The following is a 26605-nucleotide window of genomic DNA, read 5'->3' as shown; positions in this document are numbered from 1 at the left end:
ATGTTATCCCGCATGTCGATCTGATGCTACCTGATGACGAAAACGGATACGAATCAGACGCAGCCGCTCATAAACTTGATCCAGTCCCGTTTCCGCAGCCTGTTCCTCACCATATACCCGCAGCATGACGGGCTTGAGCAGCGTATCCCCCAGTTCTTCATACGCAGACCAGATCGCCATCTGCTCTTCTTCAGATACGTTCACCAATTCCTGACGGATCAGCTTTTCCATATCGATTCCATCTCTATCCAAATGCTCCACTGCTTCAATCATTTCTCTACGATGTAACCCCGCCTTCAGTCCAATATGCTCCAATGTAAGACCGTCTGAAATACCTTCAATAATGGTTTTTGTCAGACTGAATTTATTCAGTTCCTGCTTATACTGGGTTTCTTTTTGCTTGTACAGCCACGATAAGAAAACTTCCTCATCCAGTGTCTCTGTTACCCAATTTAGCGGAAATGGCGTAGTCCGGTCATTTTGTGTCGTAATAGCCAGTAGCTCTGGCCCATATTGAGATATTTTAACTTGCCCCATCCCTGGTAGCTCCAGCAACTCCTCCTCGGTATGGGGAAGATAGACGCTAATCAACCGGAGCAGACGGTTGGTAGCGATAAAATAAGGTGCTTTTCTCTCGGCAGCCGCCTTTTGCCGTCTCCACATCGTCAATTGCTCATACACATCATCACGTGGAAACAAATCACTATAGCAATACAGTTTTTGTAATGTTTGTCCACGTCCTGCTGCCCCTTCCTGCTCATGAAAAACACCATGGATTAAGGGTCTGTAGCCCTCTGCCATCTTAAGCGCCAGCTCATGGCGGTATACATGCAGCAACTCCTGCCACAAGCTGCCCTCATACCAAAGATCATCTGTGCTTTCATCCAAGCTGTGCTGTGTGCTCCATCCTGCACTCCATACCCCATCATGTTGTCCAATCCATACCTGGGCAAATAGCTCTTGGCCCTGTTCATTCCGTTTGGACAAGCGGTTTAAAAATACAATTTCCATGCTTTTTTCCTCCATGCTTATCATTGGGTTACAGTCCGGTACAACGCCAAACGCAAAAAAAACACCTATCCTGCGTATTCGCAAGAAAGGTGCTTCCCTTTTTGAGCCGTACTATACTGTTGCCTATATGATACCCGTACCTCGGATCGCCGTCAACCCGAAATTCTCATTTGTTCAGCTTTTCCTTTGCCAAGGCAAGAGCACCGCACAATCCGGCATTGTCTCCCAAGCCAGGAACCACGATATATTGATCCATTTCTGTAGTCAGACTCGGATGCTGTACATATCCGTTCAACAGTTTTTGAAGCTCGGCGCGAACGAGTGGGAACAGTTGCTCCTGCTTCATCACTCCGCCGCCCATAATAATTTTTTGCGGTGAAAGAATCAATACATAGCTCATCAAAGCCTGTGCCAGATAATAAGCTTCCATCCCCCAAGCCGGGTGATCCACAGAAAGTTCATGTCCTTTGACCTTCCATCTTTTTTCAAGCGCAGGACCCGCTGCTAATCCTTCCAGACAATCTCCGTGATAAGGACATGTCCCTTCGTAAGTATCTTCTGGATGACGACGCACCAGGATATGGCCCATTTCAGGATGGGATAATCCATGGATCAGCTTTCCACCGACCAAAGCACCCGCTCCAATGCCTGTACCTATCGTAATATAGAGACAGCTGTCCAGTCCCTTGGCTGCCCCCCAGATGGATTCACCCAATGCTGCGCCGTTCACATCCGTGTCAAATCCCATAGGTACATCAAAATGCTCTTTCAGCTTGCCGATCAGATTATAATTGCCCCAATGCGGCTTTGGCGTTGTTGTAATATAGCCATATGTATTACTGCCTTCGATAGGATCAATCGGCCCGAACGACCCTACGCCCAGCGCTTCAATACCCTTCCCTTCAAAAAATGCAACGACATTCGCCATCGTTTCTGCTGGCGTGGCTGTCGGAAAGCTCGCGCGCTCCAGCACCTCTCCCCGTTCGTTGCCAATTCCACATACAAATTTGGTACCGCCTGCCTCAATTGCTCCCAATACTGTCATAGCTGCTGTTGTCCCCTCTCAGTCATGATCCGATTCCCTCTACCCTATATTCGCCTGAAACGTGTCCAAGGTCAATCCCTATAAAGGATACTAACGCACAAGCGCCAGCATCCCCATATGTGTAATGCGAGCTCCGAGTTATACTTGTGAAGCCAAACTGGTTTCGTTATGATCCAGTTTCCACACCCATTAACGTACACAAGCTTTTCATTTCAAGCTCCTCAAACTTGTCTACAATTTGCACATGATCCAGTGTCAGCAGACAGCTGTCCAGTGCGCATGCTACAGGTACACCACAGTGAATTTCAGCCAACTTACGTGACAAATGCAGCATATCCAGATCACTCTCGATCTTTTTGCGCACCGCCGGCGTCAATTGATCCAGATTCTCCAGAATTCCTTCAATGGAGTCATATTCCTGTACCAGCTTGAGTGCCGTCTTCTCACCAATGCCTCGTACTCCCGGGTAATTGTCGCTTGCATCCCCCATTAGGCCCTTGAGATCCACGACTTGGCGAGGTTTGAGTCCTTTTTCAGACAGCAGCGTTTCTGGGGTATACACCATATAATTGCCGTGGCCTTTTTTCATAATAATGACCCGTGTCCGCTCATCCACCAATTGGAGTAAATCGTGATCTCCGGAGAGAATCATTACATCCATATCCTCAGTTTGCGTATAATGGCGTGCCAGCGTACCGATACAATCATCCGCTTCAAAACCTGCCGCTCCAATGTTAGGAATGCCGAGGCTGTCCGTCACTTCACGGATCAATGTAAATTGAGGAATCAAATCATCTGGCGCGTCAGCCCGATTCCCCTTGTACGCAGCAAAATGCTCCCCGCGGAACGTCGTTCCTCCCATATCCCAGCAGCATACGACATGTGTCGGATTAAAGGTTTGTACCGCATCCCAAAAATATCGAATAAAACCATATATGGCGTTTGTTGGCACTCCGGCCTTTGTGCGTCGGATATAACCGTTTGCAGCGGTTGCATAGTAAGCGCGGAATAACAGAGCCATGCCGTCAACCAGCATTATGGATTGTTCTTTACGTTGTGTCACAGATTGTATTGCTCCCATTCATGATATTATTATTTAACCCCAACAGTATAACATATCGCGGAGCCGAATTGGACGTTATTGAGCACCCCATGCTCCCTCAAATGTTTCCTCTTTGAAACCTACGGTTACTTTGTTCCCGTCGGTTACAATCGGGCGCTTGATCAATCTTCCATTCGAGGATAAAAGCGAGATTTGCTCTTCACGGCTCATGTCTGCCAGCTTGTCCTTCAACTTCAGCTCCTTATAAACCTCACCGCTCGTATTGAAAAACTTTTTCAGCTCCAGCCCACTTTTACTGATTAAATCAGCTAATTCCGTTGGGCCGGGAGGTTGTTCAAAAATAGGAATCAATTCCGTTTCATGTCCCTTACCTTGCAGCCATTTCGCTGCATTGCGGCAAGTGCCGCATTTGGAGTACTGGTATACTTTCAACTGGCTCATCGTTATGTTGACCCTCCATTTTGTTTCATTCGCTTTGTATATATTTTATTCCGGATGACATTCCGCTCTTAACAGCTCCTGCAAATTGGCCATATCGTCCGGCCAAGGAGCGCAAAACGTCAACCGCTCTCCGGTCACAGGATGCACCAAGGACAGCTCTGAGGCATGCAATGCCTGTCGGGGTATCTGGGCATCCAGCTGATCATAACGCTCACGTTGCGCAGCTTCATCAGGCGTATTTCGGTACATTTTATCTCCGATCAACGGACATCCGATAGAAGTCATGTGTACCCGGATTTGGTGCGTACGCCCGGATTCCAGCTTGATCCCGATGCGGCTCCCCTCATTCCAGGCTTCCTCCAGCTTATAGAGTGTAAGGGCCGGATAACCATCAGGGGTCACCATGCGCAAATGTGGATCATCCGGATTACGGTCAATCGGCCCATCCACCCTGCCTTCCTGTGGATCAGGGCAACCGTGCACCAGAGCAGTGTAACGCTTATCCACCGTTCCCATAATCATTTGCTCGGAAATATGCTGATGTACATATGGATTTTTAGCCACCACAAGAACGCCAGTCGTCTCCTGATCCAGACGATGAACGGGGCGAAACCGGAACAGCTCGCCTTTGGCCTGCCAATAATGCACAACCCCATTAGCCAGTGTTCCCGTGTAATGACCGTGAGTCGGATGGACAATCATACCCGCCGCCTTGTTGACAACCAATAAATGCTCATCCTCAAACAAAATGTCAAAAGGAATCGGTTCAGGCAAAATATCATCGGAACGCTCTCGCTCCATACGAATTTCCACCCGATCCCCGGACTGTACCTTTACACTGATATACACTCGTGTTCCATTCAGCATAATACCTTGTTCCGTCAGCTTGAGTTTGGATATCAGCTTGCGTGAAACATTCATACGTTTTTGCAAAATGGTCTTCAACAGCATTCCCTCCTCCTCAGGAGGGATCGTATACACGATAGGTTCATAGTACAAACTCATCACAAATTCCCGGTCGCCTCCTTATTTGCGGAACACTTTTTTGCTGCGCACATATTCGACATCCGGTACCCCTTGGCGTACATTCGCGGTGCGGGCCACGACGAAGAAATAATCGGACAGACGATTCAAATATCGACGTACCGCAGGATTGATTTCTGTATGCTTGCCCAGTGTGACTGCACGACGTTCCGCTCGGCGGCAAACCGTACGGCAAACATGAAGTGCTGAGGACAACGTACTACCACCCGGAATAATAAAACGCTCCACCTTCGGATTTTCCTCCTGACATGCGTCAATCCAGCCTTCAAGCCGCTCTGCCAGCTCATCCTTCACCTTGTATTTGCTTTCATTGATTTTGACAAACGCCAAATCCGAACCGCAATCAAACAGTTCCTGCTGTACTTCCTCCAATTGGGCTCGAATATCTGCAAACTTTTCTCCTTCGGCAAAGCTGATCGCTTGTCCTACAAAGCTGTTCAGTTCGTCAATTGTACCGTATGCCTCCACACGGTCATCATCCTTGGACACCCGACCGCCGATCACCGAGGTTTGTCCCTCATCACCTGTTCTTGTATAAATTCCCATGGTAGCTCATCCCCTCTATCATTCCGTCAGTGCTTTTAATACCTTAATGGCTTCTTCCTTATTACTCGTACGTGGTGGCACGGTAGCAAATAATGTTTTGGAGTTATATTTTAAATCCTTGAACATCTTCATCTGCTCCACCGGAATTCCGTACAAATGAGTTTCCTTGAGCATATCTGTCCCTTTTTCCCCCTGCTCCTTCTCCTTAAATACGCCGCCCTCGAACACACCCCGAGCATACGTTTTCTTGTCAAAAGCATCGTCTAAAGGCAGATTCGAACCATTCTGTCCATACAACTTCATATCCTCTTCCGGCAAAATAAACAGATCGTTTTCCCCGGCCGCATATTCAACGACCAGTTTCTGCTGGTTATACAATGGGCTAACTGCAATCTCGATGGCTGGAGCCTGTTCGCCCAGTTTATCCTTAAGCTTTTGCGCCAGCTCATCACGAATAATTGAAGCATCTCCTTGCTTATCCATGATAAAAATGGTGAAACTGTCCTTGTCCCGCCCTCCGCATCCCGCCAACAGCACGAGTGCCAGCATTCCGACGATCCATGGCGACAGCCTTTTCAGCCCTGCTCTCATATGTACGCCCCCTCTTCCATGCCACTAATATATCATAAGTTGTGAACGCAAAAAAAGAAGGCCCTGCGGCCTTCTCTATACATACGGCTTGGCTTCACACGGTTACACCTTGCATTCCGTACCGTACAGCTTCATGTATTCGTTAATTTTCAAATCGAGCTTGCAACTGATCTCAATGACAAGATCAGAGGTGAAGGACTTCTCTTCCTGAAACGTCCGCATCATCTCATTGCGCAGGAACAAAATTTCATCTTTCAGGGAAATGTCGTATCCTATTGAACCCGATGAATTATATCCAACATATGACATGAGCATTCCCCCTGCAATTGAAAAATTGAACTTCCTGCTTTCGATTTTATATTATAGCATATAAATTTAGAAATAAAATACTTTTTTCTATGAATTACCCATAAAAAAGTTTTAACCTTCTTTTTTTACTTTTTCTACAAATTGACCGATCCGATCCAATGCTTCCGTCAGTTGAGACACAGAGGTCGCATACGAGCAACGAAGGTATCCTTCGCCCCCCAAACCGAATACGTTCCCCGGCACAGCTGCAACCTTGGCCTCTGCCAAAAGACGCTGCGCAAACTCATCCGAGCTCAGCCCTGTGCTTTGAATACTTGGGAAAACATAAAAGGCCCCTCTCGGTTCGTGGCATTCCAGACCAATTTCCCGGAACCCCTCAACCATCAGACGGCGACGCTGATTGTAAGCTTCCACCATACGATCCTTCTCGCCCAAACCATTGCGTAGACCCTCAAGAGCCGCAACCTGACCCATCGAAGGCGCACACATCACGGTATACTGGTGGATTTTAAGCATAGCAGCAATTAAATCAGGGTGTCCGCATGTATATCCAATACGCCAGCCCGTCATGGCGAAAGCTTTGGAAAAACCACTGACGAGAATGGTACGATCCATCATGCCTGGCACAGCCGCGAAGCTGACATGCTTCTCACCATAGTTCAATTCTGCATAAATTTCATCAGAAATGACGATCAAATCATGCTTTTCTACTACTTTCGCAATCGGAAGCCAATCCTCATACGTCATGGTCGCCCCAGTTGGATTGCTCGGATAGCATAAAATCAGCACTTTGGATTTAGGTGTGATTTTAGCCTCCAGCGCCTCTGCTGTCAGCTTGAATTCATCCTTGGCGAAGGTTTCAATCCCTACGGGAATACCGCCACCAATCGAAGTGATCGGAGAATACGAAATGTAGCATGGCTCAGGAACCAGAATTTCGTCGCCAGGTACAATTAACGCACGCAAAGCCAAGTCAATCGCTTCGCTGCCGCCCACCGTCACGATAATTTCACTTTTTGGATCATAGCGGACTGCAAACTGCTCATCCAGATATTCACTAATCGCCTCACGCAGTTCAGGCGTCCCTGCGTTGGAAGTATAGCTGGTAAAACCCCGCTCCAATGAATAGACGCAGGCTTCCCGCATATGCCAAGGGGTTGTAAAATCCGGTTCGCCTACCCCTAGAGTAATAATATCCTTGTTGCCGCCCACCAGATCAAAAAACTTTCGAATACCCGAGGATGGAATCTCGCGCACCAGTGGAGACAAATACGAGCTCATGGCTTTGTTACTGTCAGTCAATGCTTCAGGTTTGATATTCATCATGATCTTCCTTTACGGCGAAATCATCAGACGATTATCTTCCTGATGATCTTCGAAGATAATTCCGTCCTGTTTGTATTTTTTGAGCGTAAAATTGGTCTTGGTAGACAGGACCGAATCAATAGGCGACAGCTTTTCCGACACAAAGTTCGCTACCTCGCGAAGATTGCGTCCTTCTACTTCCACTAACAAATCGTATGCACCGGACATGAGATATACCGACTTAACTTGTGGATACAAATAAATCCGTTCAGCGATGCCTTCAAATCCTCTTCCCCGCTCCGGTGTAATTTGCACCTCAATTAAAGCAGTAACCTTTTCGTCGTCAACTTTATCCCAATTGACCACAGCGGCGTATTTGACGATCACATGTTGGTCTTCAAGCTCTTTAATCGCAGTACATACATCCTGTTCGGCAACTCCCAGCAAGGTAGCCAGCAGAGTCGGCGTCCTTCTTGCATCTTCTTTTAACAATTCCAGCACTTTTAATTTCAAATCATTCAGTTCTGTCATTCTACATAAGGCCTCCATCAAAAGAGATTACTATACATCATACAATACGTGCTTTAAACCTGCAAAGAAAAACCGCCCGCCCCGGTGAACCCGGCAGACGGACGGCTTGTTATGAGAAAAAGCTTCAAAAGCGGAGTGTCCCGTTTACATATAGTAAGGGTTGTTTTGGTGAGAAGGCTGGCCCTGTTGATGCATAGGCTGGCTATACACTCCTGCGGAGGACGATTTTTGTTGAATGAACTGCTGGCATTCCTGTTGGGTTTTGCGTGCTTCCTGAATCTGTTTGTCCAAATCGGTGCGCAGCGCTTTGGTCGTGGTGGAGTACATGTTGTTCTGACTCATCAAACGGTACAAATCACCTTGCAAACGCAGTGTATCGCTCGTAAGGTCGGTGAAAAGCTGGCGCACAGACGGACAATTAGATTCAGTTGTCGCCGTTGTATATTCTCCCACAGTGCGTTTCATATCGGCAAGAATGGTATAGAGCAAATCTTCTTCGGGCATAAATGACGTATTGTTCTGTGAAAACATCGTGATATTACCTCCTTTGTTGGTTAATCCATAATTACTGCTGCGGTTGCATAGGAGCAAGCTGCTGGTGCTGTTGAAGGGCATTTGAAAGCAGGTTCAGGTGGTGCTCATGAGTTCTCGCGAATTGCAGACAAGCTTGCTGAATGGCAGGGTGCTGAATGGATGCTGCCGTTGCCGCACATTGCTTGAGCAGCAGTTCTTCATTGGAAATGGAGTCCACAATGTACTCCAATTCTTTACCAGTCAAAGGTTGCATGTTCGTAGATTGCATGGTCTGTGCCTCCTTAAATGTTTTGTTGCACGCTGGTTAGCTTGTCCGTTTGGCGGAATTATATGTATATGTGAAGAATGACGGAGTTTATCGAAATTTGACGATTTTGTGAGGGGTGATTCTGCTGTGGAGGACGCTACGCGATCCATTTGATCTTACGATCGCTGTTGCCACGGGATTCTTTAGATTGTATAAAACATTTAGAGGTAAGAATTCCATGGCAAAGGCGAACGCTGTCGCTTCTTCAGATTCAAATGGATCGCTTCGCTGCGTCGGCAGGAACGCCCACCACTAAGGCGCCAAGATCTCGATAAGACTCCCCTTGGGGTGGGAAGTGAAGGGGTAAAATTACTGTAAATAACTACACACACTTTGAATATTGCATATTACATTGCTTAATAAGGAGTGTTTTGTTATGGAATTGATTACTGGAAATACATATTGGCCTAATACCCTGGAGCAGAAACTGGATTTTCCTTCTTTAACAGAAGACTTGACTTGTGATGTGCTTATCGTCGGGGGCGGGATGGGGGGATCACTCTGTGCCCGACTGCTGGGAGAACGACAGGTGGATACGGTGGTCATTGACAAGCGTAAGCTGGCGCACGGAAGTTCTTCGGCCAATACCGGATTGCTGCAATATAGCAATGATAAGACGCTGATCTATCTTATCAACACTTTTGGCGAAGCTAATGGGGTGCTGTTTTATCGGATGTGTAAGGATGCTTTGGATCAATTGGAAAAGCTGGCCAGCACAGTGGACATCGATCCGTCCTTTATCCGTCGCAGCAGCCTGTATTATGCGAGTACGCCGGAGGATGTGTCGGTGCTCCAAAAAGAATTCGAACAGTTAACCCGCTTTGGGTTCCCAGTGGAATATTGGGATGAGCAACAGGTGGCTGCCCGTTTTCCTTTTCGAAAACCGGCTGCGCTGTATACACACGAAGATGCTGAGGTGAATCCGTTTCGCTTTGCACAGGGACTCCTGCAATCCGCTAGCCGCCTTGGTGTACACTTATATGAACATACCGAAGCGAAGCATTTTGAATTTGGCGACAACGAGGTTGTTTGTCATACAAGCGGTGGAACCATCCGGGCGAAAAAGGTTATTTTTGCGGCAGGCTATGAATCACAGGAAATTAAAACGGATCGCGGAGCCATACTGGAGAGCTCTTATGCGATTGCCACCAAGCCGGTTGCAGATTCAGCAATATGGCATGAACAATGTCTAATCTGGGAAACCGCCCGTCCTTATCTGTATATACGCTCGACACCAGCAGGGCACACGATTATCGGTGGTTTGGATGAACCTGTGCTTGACCCGAAACAGCGTGAAGTCAGACTGCTGCACCAACAGAAAAAGCTGCTGCAGGCATTACAGGAGCATTTTCCCGATGTACCATTCAAGATTGAATACGCGTGGGCAGCCGTCTTTGGCTCCTCCCATGATGGCTTACCGTATATTGGACCGCACCCGCGCTTTCCGAACTGCTACTTTTTGGAGGGCTACGGGGGAAACGGCACAGTCACCAGCATGATGGCTGCACAGCTGTTGGCTGATGAACTGACGGGCACACACCGACCTGAGATGGAGCTTTTTTCACTAACACGTACCACCAAGCCTTCACCCGAAATAACGGAGCCGCTGTTTTAATAAAATACGAAACACAAAAGAGCCTCCAATTCCCATTTTCGTGGGTTTGGAGGCTCTTTTTTTGAGTATATATTTTAAGCTACTCGGTTTGCCTATGCCAGCGTCGTGCCTTGGAATGAGACTTGCTTTGCTTCGTTGTTTGCTCTTTCTTTAGCACATTGCGCATAAATACCCATCCCGCCACGGGCATTAACGCAAGCCCAATCAACAGCCAGATCATGGCTATAGGTGCCTTGCTAATGCTCAACACACCCAGAAAGATAAGCATTCCGGTCAATCTCCCTACCATCAGACACAACTCGCGCAGTACGACCAGTTCCACCCTCTGATTAGCATCCTCTTCGCTCACTCCCATCAGGTCAAAGCTAGCAGAAATCATCGGGATTAAATATAACGGCAAAAACAAAGCGGTCCCGATGCCCATAACCAGCAGCATGCTATACTCCATACGCCACAGTAACGGCAAAAGCACAATCACCAGCAGCACGGCCCCCCACAGCATGCCAACCGAGCGATAATGTGGCTTAAGCCATTTGCCAACAGCCCAAAAGCTGAAAAATGAAACTGCGGATGTAATAAGCGAAAACTGCGCCAGCTTCCACTCCTGCTGAGTAGCGACATACACAAGCAGCGTAATCAGAAATGCAAAAACTCCTTCACGAATACCCTGTGTAACAAGCGACAACGACAAGGGCCGCCACATACTTCCTTTTTGAGACAAACGTTGCTTGGGCTCCAGCCAATTGTAACTTCCTGTCGTCTTACGCTTGCGAAGAAAGAAACTCAGCACTACCCCTACCACATAAAGTGCCAGAGAGATACTAAATATCACGCGGTATCCCGCATCATCCTCCATACGGGCAATAATCCAGCCGGATAGCCAGGGACCAACAATACCCGAAAACGAGCCCAACAGACCCACCCATCCGTTAAAATGATCCCGGCTTACCCGGTCTGTGACTTCAAAAAAAATCACATTAAAAGCCAGCCAAAACAACCCCAACGCTGCACCCAACAGCATCCCTAGCGGCCATATGTAGTTTACAGCCTGCGGTCCCGTATATAAAACCACCAGATAAAATAATCCTGACAACGCGGTCCCTACGCGCAGAGCATTCATTTTGTTATGCTCCTTGACCCATTTTCCAGCCACCCAGACCATGATTCCCAGCGCAATTTGCTGGCTGACATTAAACCAGCCAATCATCGCGTAATCCTGCCTGCTTTTCCACAGATAAACGTTAAGAAAAGTACCTGACAGAGCTGCCGCAAACACAAACAATCCATTCAGGCTTAGTAGCAGAATGGATTGTCCGTTCAGGTTTGATTTCAATGTAGTTCCCCCTAACCGAAAGTCACCATTCAGCTCCTTTTATCTCAGCTTGCTTCAGAGCTTCTTCGGTTTAAGATGCCCGAATTTAACTTGGGCTTATCCGGGGGAATATAATTTAATTGTTGGAAATACCACTCAGCTTCTCTAACAAACGCAATCGGTCATCCTCTGACAACGTCTGCTGAACATGGAAGCAGCTTGGACATACATATACTTTTAAGACAAACGGCAAATCCAGAACAGGTCTGCCAAGCGCAGGAGACATCGACGGCACAAAGCCTTCTCCGGTCACGGTTTGCGAACCTGCATGCAGCATGTATTCACCGCATTGGGAACATTCAAGAACCTCATCTTGTCTGTCAAGTATTTGTTCAGCGCCTTGTTCATAAGCCATCAGATCCGCACCGCTTTCTTCAAATTTTTGCAGGGTATGCAGAACAGGCATCTTGTGAAGCTCGTTGTCCTGCAACAATGGAGCGTCAGCCGGCTTTTCAACTACGACTTCATCCTCTGCTTCATATAAAATATCCTGCTCATCATCCTCCCCAAGCTGAATGCTCAACGTACGATAGCCCTTCAGGTCACCTTTCTCAGGGGAAAGCGCTGCTTGACCCACAGAAGTCGCATCATCATGGCTGTGGTCGTGGTCATGTGCATGAGGATGCATGTGTTCACTTTCTCCATGTCGGTGCTCATCCGTATGCCCATGAGCATGTGCAGAATCAGACTCCGTTTCATCTTCATCATCGGTGATATCCGAATACCCTTTCAGGTCATTATGGCAATAAGGGCACTCTTCTTCAGGTCCCAATTCTTCATCCCAAATAATTTCCATGTTACACCATGGACAAATAGTCATTTCCAAGCTTCATCATCCTTCCGTTCCAAGCGTATACCAAGCTCTAGTATACAGGATGTGTCAAGTTACACTGGCACCAATCACATAAGATAACGATATCGAGATAATCATGGAGAACAAGCCGACAGCGCGATTGTCCTCCTTAATTTCTTGGTCGATTGAGAATACTGGTGTCAGAAACTCAAACAGAAAGTACGCCGCAAGCAGCAGTAAAAAGCCGACGAACGACCAAATCATCGTATCATACACGCTGGATTTGGCCTCCATCGCAAAGCGGAGCACGTTGCAAATGCCAAACATTTTCCCGCCCGTAGCCATCGCTACCGAAATATTGCCACGTTTGATCTCTTCCCAGCATTTATACCGGGTTACCAGCTCAAAGCAAGACAAAAATACAATCAGCTCCAGCACCGCCACCGAGAAATAGCCCAGCATCATTCCTAACGGATGTGACAGCAATTCATCAATCGCCATCTCCTCTTTGTCCCTCCCGTTCTACAAAGCGTTCCCCGGCCAGAGCCGGTAACCCGCAGCTCATTCCAATTCAGCAACCGTCACGCCTGTGCCGCCTTCATTGTAATTTCCGATACGGTAGCTTTTTACATGCTTATGCTTGCGAAGGTACTCCTGAATACCAGTCCGAAGAACCCCTGTACCTTTGCCATGAATAATGTGTACCTGCCCCAGATTGGCCAGAAATGCTTCATCCATGAAGCGATCTACCTCCATCAGTGCTTCCTCCACGTTCGCACCACGCAGATCAAGCTCGTTTCGCACATTGTCATCCCGTGTTCGCTTAATGCCAGTTACCGGTTTCTGGGCTCTAGGTGCAGTGGTTTGGGCGGGTTGCAGCAGCTCCAGATCGTCCAGACTGACCTTCATTTTCATGATGCCCAACTGCACCACGGCTTCCTTGCTACCAGACAGTTCCACTACATGGCCTTTTTTATTCAGGCTGTGAACGGATACCTCATCACCCGCTACGATAGAGCGAGTACGTGTAGCCGCTGGGCGCTTGACTGCGCTTTTCTTACGCTGTTTCGGTTCCGCTTCATCCAGCTCTTTGCGGGCTGCAATCAACCTATGTTCCTTAACAGAAGCTCCTTCTTCCTGAGCCAACTTACGCAGATCAGCAATGATTATCTCCGCTTCACTGCGAGCTTTGTCCACGAGACTTCTCGCTTCGTCCGCAGCTTTCTCCAGCAAACGCTCCCGCTGTGCTTCCAGCTTCTCCAGTTCATTCTGGTGACGGGTACGCAGTTCTTCCATTTCACCGCGCAATTGCTCCGCCTTTTCCCGCTCTTGCTCGGCTGTCAAACGGTTCTGTTCGAGGGACGCAATCATGTGCTCTACGCGCTGATCTTCTTCCGTCACCTCACCACGGGCATAATCCAGAATACGGCCCGGCAATCCCAAGCGCTCAGCAATGGCAAAAGCGTTACTTCGACCGGGCACACCCACGAGAAGACGGTATGTCGGGCTTAATGTAGCAACATCGAACTCCATGCTCGCATTAATGATTCCTTTGCGCTCATAGGCATAGGCCTTTAATTCACTGTAGTGAGTCGTCGCAACCATACGGCAACCCAATGCATGCATATGCTCCAGAATGGATACAGCCAAAGCCGAGCCTTCCGCAGGATCGGTTCCTGCACCTACCTCATCAAGCAACACAAGGCTTTTTGGCGTCATATTTTTCAGGATGCTGATAATGTTGGTCATATGACTGGAAAAGGTACTCAGGTTTTGCTCAATACTTTGCTCGTCACCAATATCTGCATAGATGGCATCAAATACGCACAATTGGCTCTCGTCCTCTACAGGCACAAAAAGTCCAGACATCGCCATCAGACTAAGCAAGCCGATGGTTTTCAGCGTAACGGTTTTCCCCCCTGTATTCGGCCCGGTTACGATAATGGAGGTGTACGAATTGCCAAGCTCCACATCAATCGGAACGACCTGCTCCAACGGAATAAGAGGGTGTCTGCCTTTTTTCAGCTTCAAGTAACCACGATCATTCATCAAAGGCAAGGTTGCCTTCATCTCACGAGCAAGACGCGCTTTGGCAAAAATAAAATCAAGCGTCCCCAAAACATCTACATCATATAGCAGCATATCCGCTTGTTCTGCAACAAGTGCGGTCAGCTTTTGTAAAATCACTTCGATTTCGCGCTCTTCTCTCAACCGTGTCTCCCGCAGCTTGTTGTTCATGGCCACGATGGATTCAGGCTCGATAAACAGCGTTGCCCCGGACCCGGATTGATCATGCACAATTCCGCCAAAATAAGAACGATACTCAGCTTTAACCGGAATTACAAAACGGTCTCCACGGATTGTAATCAACTGATCCTGAAGCATTTTGGATACGGTGGAGGAACGAATCATGGAATCCAGCTTTTCCCGAATACGCACTTCACCCGAGCGCAGCTCTCTGCGGATTTGTGAAAGCTCTGTACTGGCAGAATCCAGCACCTCTGCATTTTCGTCGATACAGCCTTTAATCGAGTTTTCCAGACCTCTCTGTTCTGAAAGCTGTTCACTCCAATACAGTAGTGTTTCCACTGGATTTTCCTCATGCAAACTTGCCACGTACACCTGTACACGGCGTGCTGCCTGGACTGTTGTCCGAATGCCAAGCAGCTCCTGCGGACTCAGTGTTCCGCCAATACGTGCGCGCTTGACTGCCGGAATAATATCCACAACTCCGTTAAAAGAGGGTACTCCTTTAAGTCGATCGGCAGCATAGGCCTCATCCGTGCCTTTCAGCAATTTCTTGATATGTTCCAAATCATCGCTGGGCTGTAGCCGCTGGGCTGTCTGCTGACCAATCGCCGTTTGAGCATAGTGACTTAGTTTATTTAAAATTTTTTGATATTCTAGGGTTTTGAAAATTTTAGAGTCCAACTTCACTACTCCTTTCACGTATATCTATATTATAACGAAAGCCGCACACTTACGCTATTTGCCAACTCTGTTTTACACATAAGAAAGCCCTTCATGCTACACAATAACCTTTGTATAACCCTGTACATTCAAAAAACAAAGGAGGTTATTCCGTGAGCATTCTCGGGCACATTGTGCGTTTCATCGTCGCCGCTTTGGTTCTGATGGTCGTAAGCTGGATCGTTCCCGGCTTTAGTGTAGGCGGCTTTTGGAGCGCGCTGATCCTTGCCATTGTCATTGCCTTGATCGGTTACATCATTGAGGCTATGTTTGGCCGACGTGTTTCACCATTCGGACGCGGTATCGTAGGCTTTCTGGTGAGCGCTCTGGTTATCTGGATCGCTCAATATGTCGTAACCAGTGTCAGTGTTTCCTTTTTGGGCGCATTGCTCGCTGCATTGGTTATCGGGATTATCGACCTGTTCATTCCGGTATCTACACCGTTTGAAGCTGGCCGCAAGAGCGAGAAATAATTTGGATTCACATTCCCGACAAGGCTGTTCCACAGCAGAATTCTTCTGCCGCTGGACAGCCTTTTGTCATCTGAGAACCGAATAGGATACAGCATACAAATAATCCCCGGCGATAAGCAGCCGGGGATTGCATTACATTGCATTTATAATCCGTATCTACTGATCCTGTTCAATTAATTCAATCCACTCATTGTACTCGGATTGAAGCTTGGTATACTCTTCTTGCAATTGACGTAATTCCGTCGATATCTTCTCCGTATTTTCCCGATCCACATCCTGTTGAACCTGTAAAAGACGAAGCTGATGAGCCGCCAGCTCATACTTCTGACCGACTTCCTCCAGCTCGGACTGTAAAGCCATCCGTTCCTGATCTACAGATTGCTGCTCAGCCTTCGCTGCCTCGGCAGCTTCAACGGCCAGACGAATTTCCTCTTGAAGCTGTTCCTTTTGTTCGACAGTTACGGCTATTTCTCGTTCCCACGAGGCAAATTCTTTCTTACGGGCAGCATCTTCGGCCTCCAAACGTTCCGCTTCGGCCTTCAACTGCTCATATTTAAGCTGCCATTCCAGTGATTCTTCTTCGGCGCGCTCCAGTTCCTTCCGCCGTTCGCTATCTTCACGTTGGAGCTGCTTGATATTCTGTCCCAGTTGCTCTGCCCGACTCTTCATGCTTCCATACTGCTCCTGAAGCGTTTTGTAAGCCTTCGTTCCCTCTTGCTCACGCAGGATTGTCTTCTCCAGCTCGTCCTGAACGCGAATCAGCTCAGGTGAAAGTTCCTTGATTCTCGCTTCCAACTGCAATAGACGTTGCTGCTGTGCAGCAAACTTATGGTTTACAGCTTCAACCTCAGCCACGGCATGCTGTAATTGCTCCTGTACAGTTTCCTTCTGTTCACGTACTTCCAATACCGAAAGCTCCAGCTCATCTACTGCGAGCTGGCGTTCCTCTGCAAGCTTCTGCCAAGATTTCTCGCTTTCGGCCAGTGTAGCCAACTCACTTTGCAGTTTGCGGGAGGACACATGCGCCTGCTCCAGCAACTTCTGCATCCGGCGCTGTTCTTCCTCCAGCTTGGCCGCTTGCTGCTGCGTTGCCTTGGCTTCCGCTGCCAATTCATCGTAACGGCTTTGCAGCTTTTCACGCGCAAGCGTATCCGCCTGCTCGCGCTCTGTCGCAGCCTGTCGCTGCGTTTCCAGCATAGACTCCAGCTCGGACTGCTGTTGCTTCAATGCTGCAACCTGCTCTTGAGCCTCTCCCAGACGGGAAGACAGCTCTGTACTGCCTGCTTGCACCTGCTCCAATTGCTCTTGAAGCTCCTCGACCCGAATTTCCTGCTCCAGTGCAGCTTCCTCGGCCCGTTTCTCCGCTTCCTGATGCTGGAGCTTTTCTTCATTCAACGCCAGTTCCGCCTGTTTACGCTCCTGCTCCAACTGCCCGTTCAGCCCGGACCACTTGTCCTGCCATTCGGTGACCTTCCGGCTATGCTCCTGCTGCAAAGCAGAACGCAGCTTGTCCAGCTCTGTGCGCTGACGCTCCTGATGAGCCTTTTCCGCTGCCGACAGCTTGGCTTCCGCCTGCTTGACCGCTTCGGCCAGCTCCTTCTTGGTTTGCTCCTCCAACTGGCGGATACGGGCATTTGCCGCCTCCTGCTGCTCTTTCAGCTTACGGGAAGCTTCCTGACGGGACTCCTCCAGTTGGCGTTCAGCCTGCTTTTGTCCATTTTCGAGTTCCGCCGCCTTTTTCTCCTGCTGTTCCAGCTTCGCCTTTAATTCGGCAATTTCCCTGGCTGATGCGGATTCGGTGTCCGTCAATTTTTTCAGAACCGTTTCCTTCTCTTCCTTCAATTGGGCAAAAGACTGCTGCATATCCGTATTTTTTTGCTGCTGTTCTCCAAGAGCCGTCTGGAGTTGAGCCAGTTCGCCCCGAAGCTCCGCCCGCTCCCCGGCCAACCGGTTCATATGACTCTGAATTTCCTGAATTTGTACAGCTTCTTCTGCCATATGAACCGCAGCCAGTACGGCAATTCGGGGCATATCAAGACGCGAATGAGCCTGAGAAATGCTATGCATGCGTTCATCCACGTAATTGGCAACCTGCTTCATATAATCGGTATTACTGCCGACGAGTTTATAAGAAGTACCGTAGATCTCTACAGTGACGCGAGTACGATCTGGTGTAGTCACAATTATGCCCTCCTTCAATACTACTGTATGTTGATTCTAAGTTGTGTCCGGTACTATGGTAACCCGCCCTTCGTGAAGCGTTCAACCCCATTAGTCCGGTTTCCCCGCAGCGGGTGAATATCAGAGTAGAGAGCTTCAATGATGATAGGCCAAAAAGCCGTATCGAACCTCTGTCACTAAGATTCGATACGGCTCCCCGCATTTCCTGCTACTTTCTCAATTCCGCTCCAAAAGTTTGTTCCAGAGACGTAACGACAGGAATATGTGCCGCATTAATCTCTTCATCCGTCAACGTATGCTCCCAGTGACGGTAGGTCAGGGAGATAGCTACGCTCTTCTTGTCTTCGCCAAGCTTGCTGCCTGTAAATACATCAAACACTCGTGCATCCTGCAATAGCTCTCCGCCCGCCGCATGAATCACACGCAGCAGTTCGCCTGCTTCTACGTCCTTATCCACCACGAGGGCAATGTCACGTTCCACGGATGGGAAGCGAGCCAGCTCTCTAAATTGAATGTGACTGTTGGCGTGTTCGATCACCTGTTGCAACGCAATTTCCGCTACATACGTATCATTCAGCCCATAAGACTGTTGCAGCTCTGGATGAATCTGTCCGATGGTGCCGATTCGTTGGGAGGTGCCATTCACATCCAGCCATACCGAGGCAGAACGTCCCGGATGATAGCTTTGCGGCTGGTCAGCCACATAACGGATGTTTGCACCCAATCCGAAATAGCCGAATACGGTTTCCAATGCACCTTTAATATCAAAGAAATCGACCTTCTCAGCACCGATATTCCATTGTTTTTCACGGCGTACTCCAGTCAGCAGCAGACTGAGCACTTGAACTTCCTGCGGCTGGCGGGTCAACGTTTGTTCCGCGGTATAAAATACAGTTCCTATTTCGAAAATCGCCAGATTTTCCTGCTTCCGGTTCATGTTGTACACTGCTGTATCCAGCATTTGTGGAATGATGCTTGTACGCAGCACACTGCGGTCTTCGCTCATAGGCATCGCCAAACGTACAGGATGGCTTCCCTCTGTCAGTGCATTAAACAAACCTGCACTTTCCGGATGCACAAACGAGTAACTAATCGTCTCTTGCCAGCCGCCATGGGCCAGTAATTTACGCAGCGAACGGCGCAGTGATTGCGATGCCGTCAAAGCACCCGGCGTCGTCGGTCCTTCAATCGGCGTCGTAGGAATATTATCATAACCATACAGACGGGCCACCTCTTCAATCAAATCCACATCGATGGTAATATCCCCGCGGCGTGTAGGCACTTCCACTTCCAACACACCTTGCTCCACGTCACCGCATCCGAAATGAAGTTTGCCGAAAATCGTTTTCACCTCAAGCAGCGACAACTCTGTTCCCAAATACCGGTTCACTTTATCCAGCGACAGCTTGATAATCCGACTTTCGGCCTTCTCAGAAGCAGATTCCACGATTCCTTGATGCACAGTGCCTCCTGCATAACGCTGAATCAGCGCAGCCGCACGGTTCACCGCAGGTACAACAGCACCCGGATCAACCTCTTTTTCAAAACGCAGGCTTGCTTCGGAACGAAGTCCAAGCTGACGGGACGTTTTGCGAACCGTGCCGCCATCAAACTTCGCGGATTCCAGTGCAATGCTGACCGTCGCATCCGTAACTTCGGAATTCGATCCGCCCATCACCCCTGCCAGCGCAATCGGCTTCACACCGTCTGTAATCAACAGCATATGCGGCTCCAGCTTACGCTCCTGATCGTCCAGCGTAACCAATGTTTCGCCTGCACGAGCGAGACGTACTTCAATGTTGCCATTTTCCAGCTTATCCGCATCAAAAGCATGCAACGGCTGACCGTATTCCAACATGACATAGTTTGTAATATCCACGATGTTGTTGATCGGACGAACACCCGCCGCCATCAGGCGGTTTTGAATCCACAGCGGAGAAGCCCCCACTTTTACACCCGTGATATAACGAGCCGCATAGTGCGTACATAGTTCAGGTGTATCCACCTTTACCGACAGATGATCTGCCGCTGCATCACTGACTTCCACCAGATCCTTAGCCGGGTCAGCCAGCGAAATATCACGTCCCAGAATGGCGCTTACTTCATAGGCTGCTCCGTGCATGCTCAAGCAGTCCGAGCGGTTTGGCGTCAGATCAAAATCCAGTACATAATCATCCAGCCCCAGCAGCTTCGTAATCGGCGTACCAATTTCAGCATCCTCCGGCAGCACCAGAATCCCTTCCTGCAACTCTTTCGGAAGAAGCTTGTCATTCATACCCAGTTCCTTCGCCGAGCAGATCATGCCCATGGATACGACACCGCGCAGCTTGGCCTTTTTAATCTGAAAATCTCCCGGCAGCTTCGCGCCCACAACGGCAACAGGAACCTTTTGCCCTGCATCCACATTTTTGGCGCCACACACGATTTGCAGATCTTCCTCTTGGCCCGCATCGACGATACACACATTTAGTTTATCCGCATCAGGGTGTTTTTCCTTGCTTTTGACATAACCGACCACGACGCCAGTAATCCCTTTGTTACGATGTTCGACCTCATCAATTTCAATGCCCGAACGGGTGATTTTCTCTGCCAGATCCTCCGCACTCACCTGATCCAGCGATACATACTCGGATAGCCAATCGAATGATACTTTCATATGGGTTCACTTCCCTTGATATAGTTGTTTATTGACGCGCAAACTGCTTTAAGAATGACAGGTCGCTGTTATAAAAATGACGAATATCGTCAATTCCGTATTTCAAAATGGCAATCCGTTCTACACCCATACCGAATGCAAAGCCGCTATATACCTCGGGATCAAAACCGCCCATTTCCAGCACTTTCGGATGCACCATGCCACAACCCAAAATTTCGATCCATACGCGCTCGCCATTTTTCTTCACAAAAGTCACGTCCACCTCAGCACTCGGCTCTGTGAACGGAAAGAAGCTTGGGCGCAGACGAATTTCGGTCGATTCCCCGAACATTTCGCGTGCGAATTGCAGCAAAGTTCCTTTCAGATCACTCATGCGAATGTCTTTTCCAATCACAAGCCCTTCAATTTGGTGGAATTGGAAAGAATGCGTAGCATCGTCATCATCACGTCGAAAAACCGTACCCGGACAAATGACCTTAATAGGCGTTTCGCCCTTCATCGCCTCCATTGCACGAATTTGAACGGGTGACGTATGGGTACGCATCAACAGATCCTCGGTCAGATAAAACGAATCCTGCATATCCCGGGCCGGGTGATTTTTAGGCAGGTTCAACGCTTCAAAGTTATAATAATCCGTCTCAGCCTGTGGACCTTCCGCAACCCGGTAGCCCATACCTGTAAAAATATCCTCGATCTGCTCAATTACTTTATTAAGCGGGTGCAGCCCACCTTGCGGCAATGTGCGCCCAGGCAGTGTAACGTCGATCTTTTCTGCTTGCAGACGCTCATTCGTTTCTGCTTTGGTGAACTCGTCCTGTTTACGATTGACGACTTCTTCAATCGCCTCGCGAACTTCATTCGCTACCTGTCCGACAACTGGACGTTCTTCCGCGCTCAACTTGCCCATACCACGCAAAATTTCAGTCAATGCACCCTTTTTACCCGAATATTTAACCCGCAGATCGGCCAGCTCTTTGGGGCTTGCCACCTTCTCCAATACTTCCAATGCTTCTTCCTTCAAGGCCAGCAAATGTTCCTTCATTTGGATGGTTTCGCTCATCGCCTGTTCAGTCCCCTTTCTTCATATCCAGCTTTTCAGACAACAAAAAAAGGTCCTTTCTCCCGGTAAGGGACGAAAAGACCGTGGTACCACCCTCGTTAGACAATCCTGCTCAGCTCACCCTGCGCTTTGCCTTTCGGCAACACAGGTGTTTATCCATGCTATGCAATCATGATCTCGCTCTGCACGTTGTAACGGTCGTGAACCGGTATCCCCTACTTGCCCGTTTGCCATCTACAGATGGTATACGAGGTTCAAGGAACTGCTCCGGAGCGAACTTCAACAGCCCTGTTTTGCAGAAACGCTCTCAATCCTACGGCGCTTCCTCCCTGTTCAATCGGACACTGCCTACTCTTCTCCATCAAGACATTTTCAAATTTCGAACTATTGTTCATTATTATATGCAAACCCTCGCGCTTTGGCAAGCCGGGCATACGTTTCAGCCATTCTGACGTAGCAGTTTAATCCCACTGAGCCAGTTTGGCACGAATATGCCTGATTTCTGACAGCAGTTCCTCATTTTCATCGTCCGTACCCATCAGCTCCGTAAGACGCAACTGTAATCGTTCCAATCCTTTATGACATTATGAATACGCAAAATGGTTTTCATACAATAATCATCCTTTCCACGTCCGTTTCTCACTGTCAGAAGCAATAAAAAAAAGCCGCAGAAGGCTGCGGCTTGCATACAAGGAATATAGAATGACTGCTATGAATCGTTTCAGACACACCCCTCCCGTTGCAGCATATAGCCGCCTGTCAGTAACTGTGCATTTTAAGGGAAAATCAGTGTGCTTACTTCATCGAACGTATCGTTAACTTCCTTTTCACGAATTACTTGCTTGCAGCCAGTATAGCCGATCAGATCGTATTGGCAAATCCATTGTACATCAAAATTATTTTCCGAATACAAGAGTTGTATTGGACGAACCTGCATATTTAGTTACAAATTCCTTGGTATATTCAGGAGTTTGGACTTGATAACTGTAGTTCCTGCTCGGATTCCAATTGGTCACCCGCGACTTTTGGTTGGTGATGGCTGGAAAGCTGCCCACGTCTTTAAATTCTCCATTTGCTTTATCGTCCAGAATGCCGCCCTTTTCGCTACCTTTTCCAAAGTAGTTGTACTCCGAATAGATTCTTGCATTCGTAGCTATCGTGTAGGCCAACTGAAAATTATTGATGTAATTATTTTTAACATGGAAATATCCATATCTCATAAGTCCGGGCCCGCGAACTTGCAAATTTTCAAAATAATTATTGGCGATAGTGATATGAGGCAAGCCGTCGTAGCTTTTATTGTTATCATCAGGATATCCCAAAATGAGGCCGTACTTATGATTAGCAAATTTGGAATTACTGATGGTTACATAATCAGCCGATTGTCCAACATACAAAAGCTTGTCCAGATCTGAACCATTGGAATCATAATTGTGACCTGCAAAAGTGACATGATCAATCCAATAGTTCGTGCCCGCAGTAAGATAAAGCTGAATATCATCATTACCGTTAATGTTGGCGCTATGTTCAAAAGTCAAGTTTTGAAAGATCACATTACCGGAGTTAGCCGTTGTTTTCAAATGAATATTAACCAGTTTGTTTTGCGCGTATGAACCGATAAGCGATTTGTTGGAACCAATATTGACGACGGTTTTAGAGGAGGCAGAAATATTTTTTTCAATCACCAGGATTTTGGGAGTTGAATCCCCTAACTGGTTTTTCAAATCGTTAAGATTGTTGATATAGATAACCTGACCGTTTTTGCCCCCGGTTGTGCTAGACTTGGAAGCTCCATTTTCATTTTTCGCCTGTCCGGCAAAACCTGTAAGTCCATTCGTCGACGTATTCGGAAAATCAGCCGCAGCGAACGTAGAGGTTGCTGGAAAAGAGAATATCATAAAGGTCAATGCTAGAAATAATAAATAAATTTTCCTCATTACAATAACACCATCCTTTATTTATATTAAATTCCAATAACCAAACTATACTTTTTCTTTAGTAAATGGTAAATAGTTCTTTTTATCTGTTTATTTATAGCATGAAAGCGAAACAATTGGTTTTAATTTTGTATAATAGTGTAAAAGTAGTTCGTAAGAACGCAAATAAAGCCGGGACACCCGATTGGCATCCCGGCTAATATATATGTAATCCAACTGACCTATTTTTAAAAAGGAGTCTGACGTACGTCGAACTATGAGTAAAACAAAAACCCTTGCACGACAAGGGTTTCAGAGGTTTTTCAAAGCAAAGCGGGTGATGGGAATCGAACCCACGCTATTAGCTTGGAAGGCTAAAGTTCTACCATTGAACTACACCCGCACTTTAAAATATCTTAATTCTTATGAATGACATAATCGAACTGTTGTCAACCAGCAGAATCAGGATGCTACTTAGTATAGCTTACCTGCCTGTAAATTGCAAGCAAACTACATACCATCCTGAACCAGCCAATTCATAGGCTTGCGTAAAAACAGGTTTTCAAAGGATTCCGCTGGGATAGGCCGACTGAAATAATAGCCTTGCCCCTCATGGCAATCCTGAGCCTGTAAAAATTGGAGCTGGCCCTCATTTTCCACTCCTTCAGCCGTAACCTTCAGCTTCAAATGGTGGGCCATGGAGGCAATGGTCGACACAATAGCCGCATTTTTGCTGTCCACCAGCACCTCATTGACAAAGGAACGGTCAATTTTAAGTCGGTCAATCGGGAGATTTTTCAAATAATGCAATGAACTATAGCCCGTTCCAAAATCGTCGATACTGATTGCAACGCCAATGGCCTTTATGTTTTTCAGTTGCTCAAAGGCCCGATCCTTATCAAAAGTCATACTCTCTGTAATCTCCAGCTCCAGGTAGCACGGCTCCAGTTCTGTGTAGGTCAAAATGCCCCGTATCACATCCACGAGCTTTTTCTGCTGAAATTGGCGCATGGATAAATTCACTGATATCGGGATCGGCTGGTACCCTGCCTTCTGCCAACTCTTGTTTTGCAGGCAAGCTTCCCGCAGCACCCATTCCCCCAAAGGCACGATCAGACCGCTTTCTTCGGCCACCGGAATAAAATCTCCCGGCATCACCATTCCGCGATGAGGATGATTCCAACGCACCAGTGCCTCCAAGCTCGTCAGTTCACCGCTTTGTAAATGAACACGCGGTTGATACACCAGTGAAAATTCCTCATTTTCAAGCGCACGCCGCAAATCATTTTCCAATTGGAGCCTTTCCTGCGCCCGCATCTGCATAACACTGGTATACCGCTGAAAATTCACTCCCTGCTCCTTGGCATTATGAACAGCGGTATCCGCATGCTGAATGAGCTGCGCACCCTGAGTGGCATCCAGAGGATACAAAGCTATCCCCATACTCACCATCACATGATAATATTCTCCATTAATATCAAATGGTTGCTCAAACAGCTTTACCATATCATCAATACGATTTTTCATGGCATCTATATCCTGATAGCCTGTGAGAAGAACCGCAAACTCATCTCCGCCCATGCTGAAAACACCCTCGCCTTCACGGCAAAAATGCTTTAATCGATCGCCTACCGCATATAGCAAATAATTTCCTGCCATATGCCCCAGTGAATCGTTAATGGTTTTGAATCGGTCAATATTCAGTATCAAAAGAGTTACTGTCTCATCGGGCTTCAATGAATTGCGCAGAGACTGCTCCAGACGTTGTGAAAGACGCCGACGATTCGGCAGCCCTGTAATATCGTCATAATAGGCTATGTAATTAAATTCAGATTCTGCCGCCTTCTTTTCCTGGTATGGAACCAGGACCATGAGCCGAACCAAGCCGTTCAGCAGATCATAAAACGCAATAGCATTCATCAAAAGTCCCATAAGCTGATTTATATCACTCATTTGCCGGGAGGACAAATAAAACAACTGGCTCACGATACACAGCCCAATCCCGCGAAGCATAAGCACACTACCAAATTCCGAGGGAAGATATCGCAAATATTTTCGTGCACCCAAAATAAAATTGGATACAAGCAGAAACAGGATAACCCAGTTCAACATCCACCCCAGGTTGTCCATCTCATGTCTTATACCCAGATCCGGTAAGTGCGCATCAAATATCTGAATGGTCCCCAGGATCAGCAAAGTAAAACTTATACCTGTCCATAAAGCGGTTTTCTTGAATCCTGATTTGGCTTTTCTAAAGGGGAAGGAGCAAATGACTATAAGCATAATAGAGGTAAAGACACGGTTCACATAAAGAAGCCACAGCGAAATACCCGGAGACAAAACAAAATCCGTCAGGCTAACAAAACTAAACGAGACGATATGAATAAGGTAAAGAAGACCAGCCACCAGAAATGTGGGCGCGATGAGAAGTCTCTGCCAGGATAGCTGCTCCAGTAAAACCGACCAGGATTGATAAAAAATAGAGAAACAGATCGCCGCACAGGCAAACCCTGCAATGGGGTATAGCAAGAAAAAAACATTATGGGAGTATAGCTTATTCAAAGTTACATGAAATAACTGAACCAAGACAAACAGTACTAGCGCAGCAATGCCGATGCCTATCGTTTTCTTTACTTCCAGTCGTGTACTCATTCAGCCTCTTCAGCCCCCTGCATATCGGAAATCCCGATCATCTAAGACGTTTGACAGCTTTGGAAGCCGTTTTTTAAGTCTATAGTATCAAAAATAATATGGATTCTGGTACATAATAACATTTAATCCGTGAAAGGTGAATCATTTTTTAGTCTTATATTCATTATTTCATTTTCATATTTACGCAAAT

General features: G+C 47.5%; 23 protein-coding genes and 1 tRNA gene. 2 read left to right on the top strand and 22 right to left on the bottom strand.

Annotated features, from left to right (window positions below; genetic code table 11):
* Positions 1-3 precede the first annotated feature (3 nt).
* The 12 genes from HPL003_RS15340 to HPL003_RS15285 form a co-directional block, all read right to left on the bottom strand.
* Positions 4-1011 (bottom strand): HRDC domain-containing protein, encoded by a 1008-nt coding sequence (locus HPL003_RS15340; protein WP_014280595.1) that lies wholly within the window; start codon positions 1009-1011, stop codon positions 4-6.
* A gap of 166 nt (positions 1012-1177) precedes the next feature.
* Positions 1178-2056, bottom strand: a complete 879-nt coding sequence (locus tag HPL003_RS15335) for an ROK family protein (RefSeq protein WP_014280594.1) — start codon at positions 2054-2056, stop codon at positions 1178-1180.
* Positions 2057-2222: 166 nt separating this feature from the next.
* Positions 2223-3119: a 5'-3' exonuclease gene (locus HPL003_RS15330; protein WP_014280593.1), complete on the bottom strand. Its 897-nt coding sequence runs from the start codon at positions 3117-3119 to the stop codon at positions 2223-2225.
* 75 nt (positions 3120-3194) lie between these two features.
* On the bottom strand, positions 3195-3560 hold the full coding sequence (locus tag HPL003_RS15325) for an arsenate reductase family protein (protein WP_014280592.1): 366 nt from the start codon (positions 3558-3560) through the stop codon (positions 3195-3197).
* Positions 3561-3605: 45 nt separating this feature from the next.
* The gene (locus tag HPL003_RS15320) at positions 3606-4565 is read right to left on the bottom strand and encodes an RluA family pseudouridine synthase (protein ID WP_014280591.1); all 960 of its coding nucleotides are present in this window, start codon (positions 4563-4565) and stop codon (positions 3606-3608) included.
* 21 nt (positions 4566-4586) lie between these two features.
* Entirely contained in the window at positions 4587-5150 is a 564-nt protein-coding gene (locus tag HPL003_RS15315) for a cob(I)yrinic acid a,c-diamide adenosyltransferase (protein WP_014280590.1), read from the bottom strand.
* Between the two features lie 18 nt (positions 5151-5168).
* Entirely contained in the window at positions 5169-5741 is a 573-nt protein-coding gene (locus tag HPL003_RS15310) for a hypothetical protein (RefSeq protein WP_014280589.1), read from the bottom strand.
* A gap of 102 nt (positions 5742-5843) precedes the next feature.
* Entirely contained in the window at positions 5844-6050 is a 207-nt protein-coding gene (locus HPL003_RS15305; protein ID WP_014280588.1) for an aspartyl-phosphate phosphatase Spo0E family protein, read from the bottom strand.
* A 111-nt stretch (positions 6051-6161) separates the two neighbouring features.
* Positions 6162-7373 carry an aminotransferase class I/II-fold pyridoxal phosphate-dependent enzyme gene (locus HPL003_RS15300; RefSeq protein WP_014280587.1) on the bottom strand — a complete coding sequence of 404 codons (1212 nt, stop codon included), beginning with the start codon at positions 7371-7373 and terminating at the stop codon, positions 6162-6164.
* A 12-nt stretch (positions 7374-7385) separates the two neighbouring features.
* Positions 7386-7886 carry an Lrp/AsnC family transcriptional regulator gene (locus HPL003_RS15295; RefSeq protein ID WP_014280586.1) on the bottom strand — a complete coding sequence of 167 codons (501 nt, stop codon included), beginning with the start codon at positions 7884-7886 and terminating at the stop codon, positions 7386-7388.
* A 144-nt stretch (positions 7887-8030) separates the two neighbouring features.
* The gene (locus HPL003_RS15290) at positions 8031-8417 is read right to left on the bottom strand and encodes a spore coat protein (RefSeq protein ID WP_014280585.1); all 387 of its coding nucleotides are present in this window, start codon (positions 8415-8417) and stop codon (positions 8031-8033) included.
* 34 nt (positions 8418-8451) lie between these two features.
* Entirely contained in the window at positions 8452-8688 is a 237-nt protein-coding gene (locus tag HPL003_RS15285; protein WP_014280584.1) for a hypothetical protein, read from the bottom strand.
* 415 nt (positions 8689-9103) lie between these two features.
* On the opposite strand from HPL003_RS15285, the gene HPL003_RS15280 reads away from it, so the two are divergent.
* A complete protein-coding gene (locus tag HPL003_RS15280; protein ID WP_014280583.1) occupies positions 9104-10342 on the top strand; it encodes an NAD(P)/FAD-dependent oxidoreductase in 1239 nt (412 codons plus the stop codon).
* Positions 10343-10421: 79 nt separating this feature from the next.
* Here the strand turns inward: HPL003_RS15280 and HPL003_RS15275 are convergent, their stop codons facing one another.
* The 4 genes from HPL003_RS15275 to HPL003_RS15260 form a co-directional block, all read right to left on the bottom strand.
* On the bottom strand, positions 10422-11675 hold the full coding sequence (locus HPL003_RS15275; RefSeq protein ID WP_014280582.1) for an MFS transporter: 1254 nt from the start codon (positions 11673-11675) through the stop codon (positions 10422-10424).
* A gap of 115 nt (positions 11676-11790) precedes the next feature.
* Positions 11791-12540: a hypothetical protein gene (locus tag HPL003_RS15270; RefSeq protein ID WP_014280581.1), complete on the bottom strand. Its 750-nt coding sequence runs from the start codon at positions 12538-12540 to the stop codon at positions 11791-11793.
* 54 nt (positions 12541-12594) lie between these two features.
* The gene (locus tag HPL003_RS15265) at positions 12595-13008 is read right to left on the bottom strand and encodes a DUF350 domain-containing protein (RefSeq protein ID WP_007429540.1); all 414 of its coding nucleotides are present in this window, start codon (positions 13006-13008) and stop codon (positions 12595-12597) included.
* Positions 13009-13068: 60 nt separating this feature from the next.
* Complete coding sequence (locus HPL003_RS15260; protein ID WP_014280580.1) at positions 13069-15438, bottom strand: endonuclease MutS2; 2370 nt, start codon at positions 15436-15438, stop codon at positions 13069-13071.
* Positions 15439-15590: 152 nt separating this feature from the next.
* Between HPL003_RS15260 and HPL003_RS15255 the strand changes: the two genes are divergently transcribed.
* Positions 15591-15950, top strand: coding sequence for a phage holin family protein (locus HPL003_RS15255; protein ID WP_014280579.1), 360 nt, complete (start codon positions 15591-15593; stop codon positions 15948-15950).
* A 156-nt stretch (positions 15951-16106) separates the two neighbouring features.
* Here HPL003_RS15255 and HPL003_RS15250 read toward each other — a convergent pair whose 3' ends face one another.
* From HPL003_RS15250 to HPL003_RS15225, 6 genes are all read right to left on the bottom strand, one after another.
* Entirely contained in the window at positions 16107-18131 is a 2025-nt protein-coding gene (locus tag HPL003_RS15250; RefSeq protein ID WP_014280578.1) for a cell division protein ZapA, read from the bottom strand.
* Between the two features lie 208 nt (positions 18132-18339).
* Positions 18340-20787: a phenylalanine--tRNA ligase subunit beta gene (gene pheT / locus HPL003_RS15245; protein WP_014280577.1), complete on the bottom strand. Its 2448-nt coding sequence runs from the start codon at positions 20785-20787 to the stop codon at positions 18340-18342.
* A gap of 28 nt (positions 20788-20815) precedes the next feature.
* A complete protein-coding gene (gene pheS, locus HPL003_RS15240; RefSeq protein WP_014280576.1) occupies positions 20816-21847 on the bottom strand; it encodes a phenylalanine--tRNA ligase subunit alpha in 1032 nt (343 codons plus the stop codon).
* A gap of 896 nt (positions 21848-22743) precedes the next feature.
* Positions 22744-23745 (bottom strand): polysaccharide lyase family 1 protein, encoded by a 1002-nt coding sequence (locus HPL003_RS15235; protein ID WP_238533519.1) that lies wholly within the window; start codon positions 23743-23745, stop codon positions 22744-22746.
* Between the two features lie 350 nt (positions 23746-24095).
* A tRNA-Gly gene (locus HPL003_RS15230) sits at positions 24096-24166 on the bottom strand.
* Positions 24167-24273: 107 nt separating this feature from the next.
* Positions 24274-26415, bottom strand: a complete 2142-nt coding sequence (locus HPL003_RS15225) for a putative bifunctional diguanylate cyclase/phosphodiesterase (protein WP_014280572.1) — start codon at positions 26413-26415, stop codon at positions 24274-24276.
* Positions 26416-26605 lie beyond the last annotated feature (190 nt).

Source organism: Paenibacillus terrae HPL-003, assembly GCF_000235585.1.
GTDB lineage: Bacteria > Bacillota > Bacilli > Paenibacillales > Paenibacillaceae > Paenibacillus > Paenibacillus terrae_B.
The sequence above is the reverse complement of the archived record's forward strand: the minus strand, read 5'-3'. Positions and strand labels throughout refer to the sequence as shown.

Coding starts and splice junctions, on each gene's coding strand:
- HPL003_RS15340 (WP_014280595.1), bottom strand. CDS start 1,011: ATGGAAATTGTATTTTTAAACCGCTTGTCCAAACGGAATGAACAGGGC.
- HPL003_RS15335 (WP_014280594.1), bottom strand. CDS start 2,056: ATGACAGTATTGGGAGCAATTGAGGCAGGCGGTACCAAATTTGTATGT.
- HPL003_RS15325 (WP_014280592.1), bottom strand. CDS start 3,560: ATGAGCCAGTTGAAAGTATACCAGTACTCCAAATGCGGCACTTGCCGC.
- HPL003_RS15320 (WP_014280591.1), bottom strand. CDS start 4,565: ATGAGTTTGTACTATGAACCTATCGTGTATACGATCCCTCCTGAGGAG.
- HPL003_RS15315 (WP_014280590.1), bottom strand. CDS start 5,150: ATGGGAATTTATACAAGAACAGGTGATGAGGGACAAACCTCGGTGATC.
- HPL003_RS15310 (WP_014280589.1), bottom strand. CDS start 5,741: ATGAGAGCAGGGCTGAAAAGGCTGTCGCCATGGATCGTCGGAATGCTG.
- HPL003_RS15305 (WP_014280588.1), bottom strand. CDS start 6,050: ATGTCATATGTTGGATATAATTCATCGGGTTCAATAGGATACGACATT.
- HPL003_RS15300 (WP_014280587.1), bottom strand. CDS start 7,373: ATGAATATCAAACCTGAAGCATTGACTGACAGTAACAAAGCCATGAGC.
- HPL003_RS15295 (WP_014280586.1), bottom strand. CDS start 7,886: ATGACAGAACTGAATGATTTGAAATTAAAAGTGCTGGAATTGTTAAAA.
- HPL003_RS15290 (WP_014280585.1), bottom strand. CDS start 8,417: ATGTTTTCACAGAACAATACGTCATTTATGCCCGAAGAAGATTTGCTC.
- HPL003_RS15285 (WP_014280584.1), bottom strand. CDS start 8,688: ATGCAATCTACGAACATGCAACCTTTGACTGGTAAAGAATTGGAGTAC.
- HPL003_RS15280 (WP_014280583.1), top strand. CDS start 9,104: ATGGAATTGATTACTGGAAATACATATTGGCCTAATACCCTGGAGCAG.
- HPL003_RS15265 (WP_007429540.1), bottom strand. CDS start 13,008: ATGGCGATTGATGAATTGCTGTCACATCCGTTAGGAATGATGCTGGGC.
- pheT (WP_014280577.1), bottom strand. CDS start 20,787: ATGAAAGTATCATTCGATTGGCTATCCGAGTATGTATCGCTGGATCAG.
- pheS (WP_014280576.1), bottom strand. CDS start 21,847: ATGAGCGAAACCATCCAAATGAAGGAACATTTGCTGGCCTTGAAGGAA.
- HPL003_RS15235 (WP_238533519.1), bottom strand. CDS start 23,745: ATGATATTCTCTTTTCCAGCAACCTCTACGTTCGCTGCGGCTGATTTT.
- HPL003_RS15225 (WP_014280572.1), bottom strand. CDS start 26,415: ATGAGTACACGACTGGAAGTAAAGAAAACGATAGGCATCGGCATTGCT.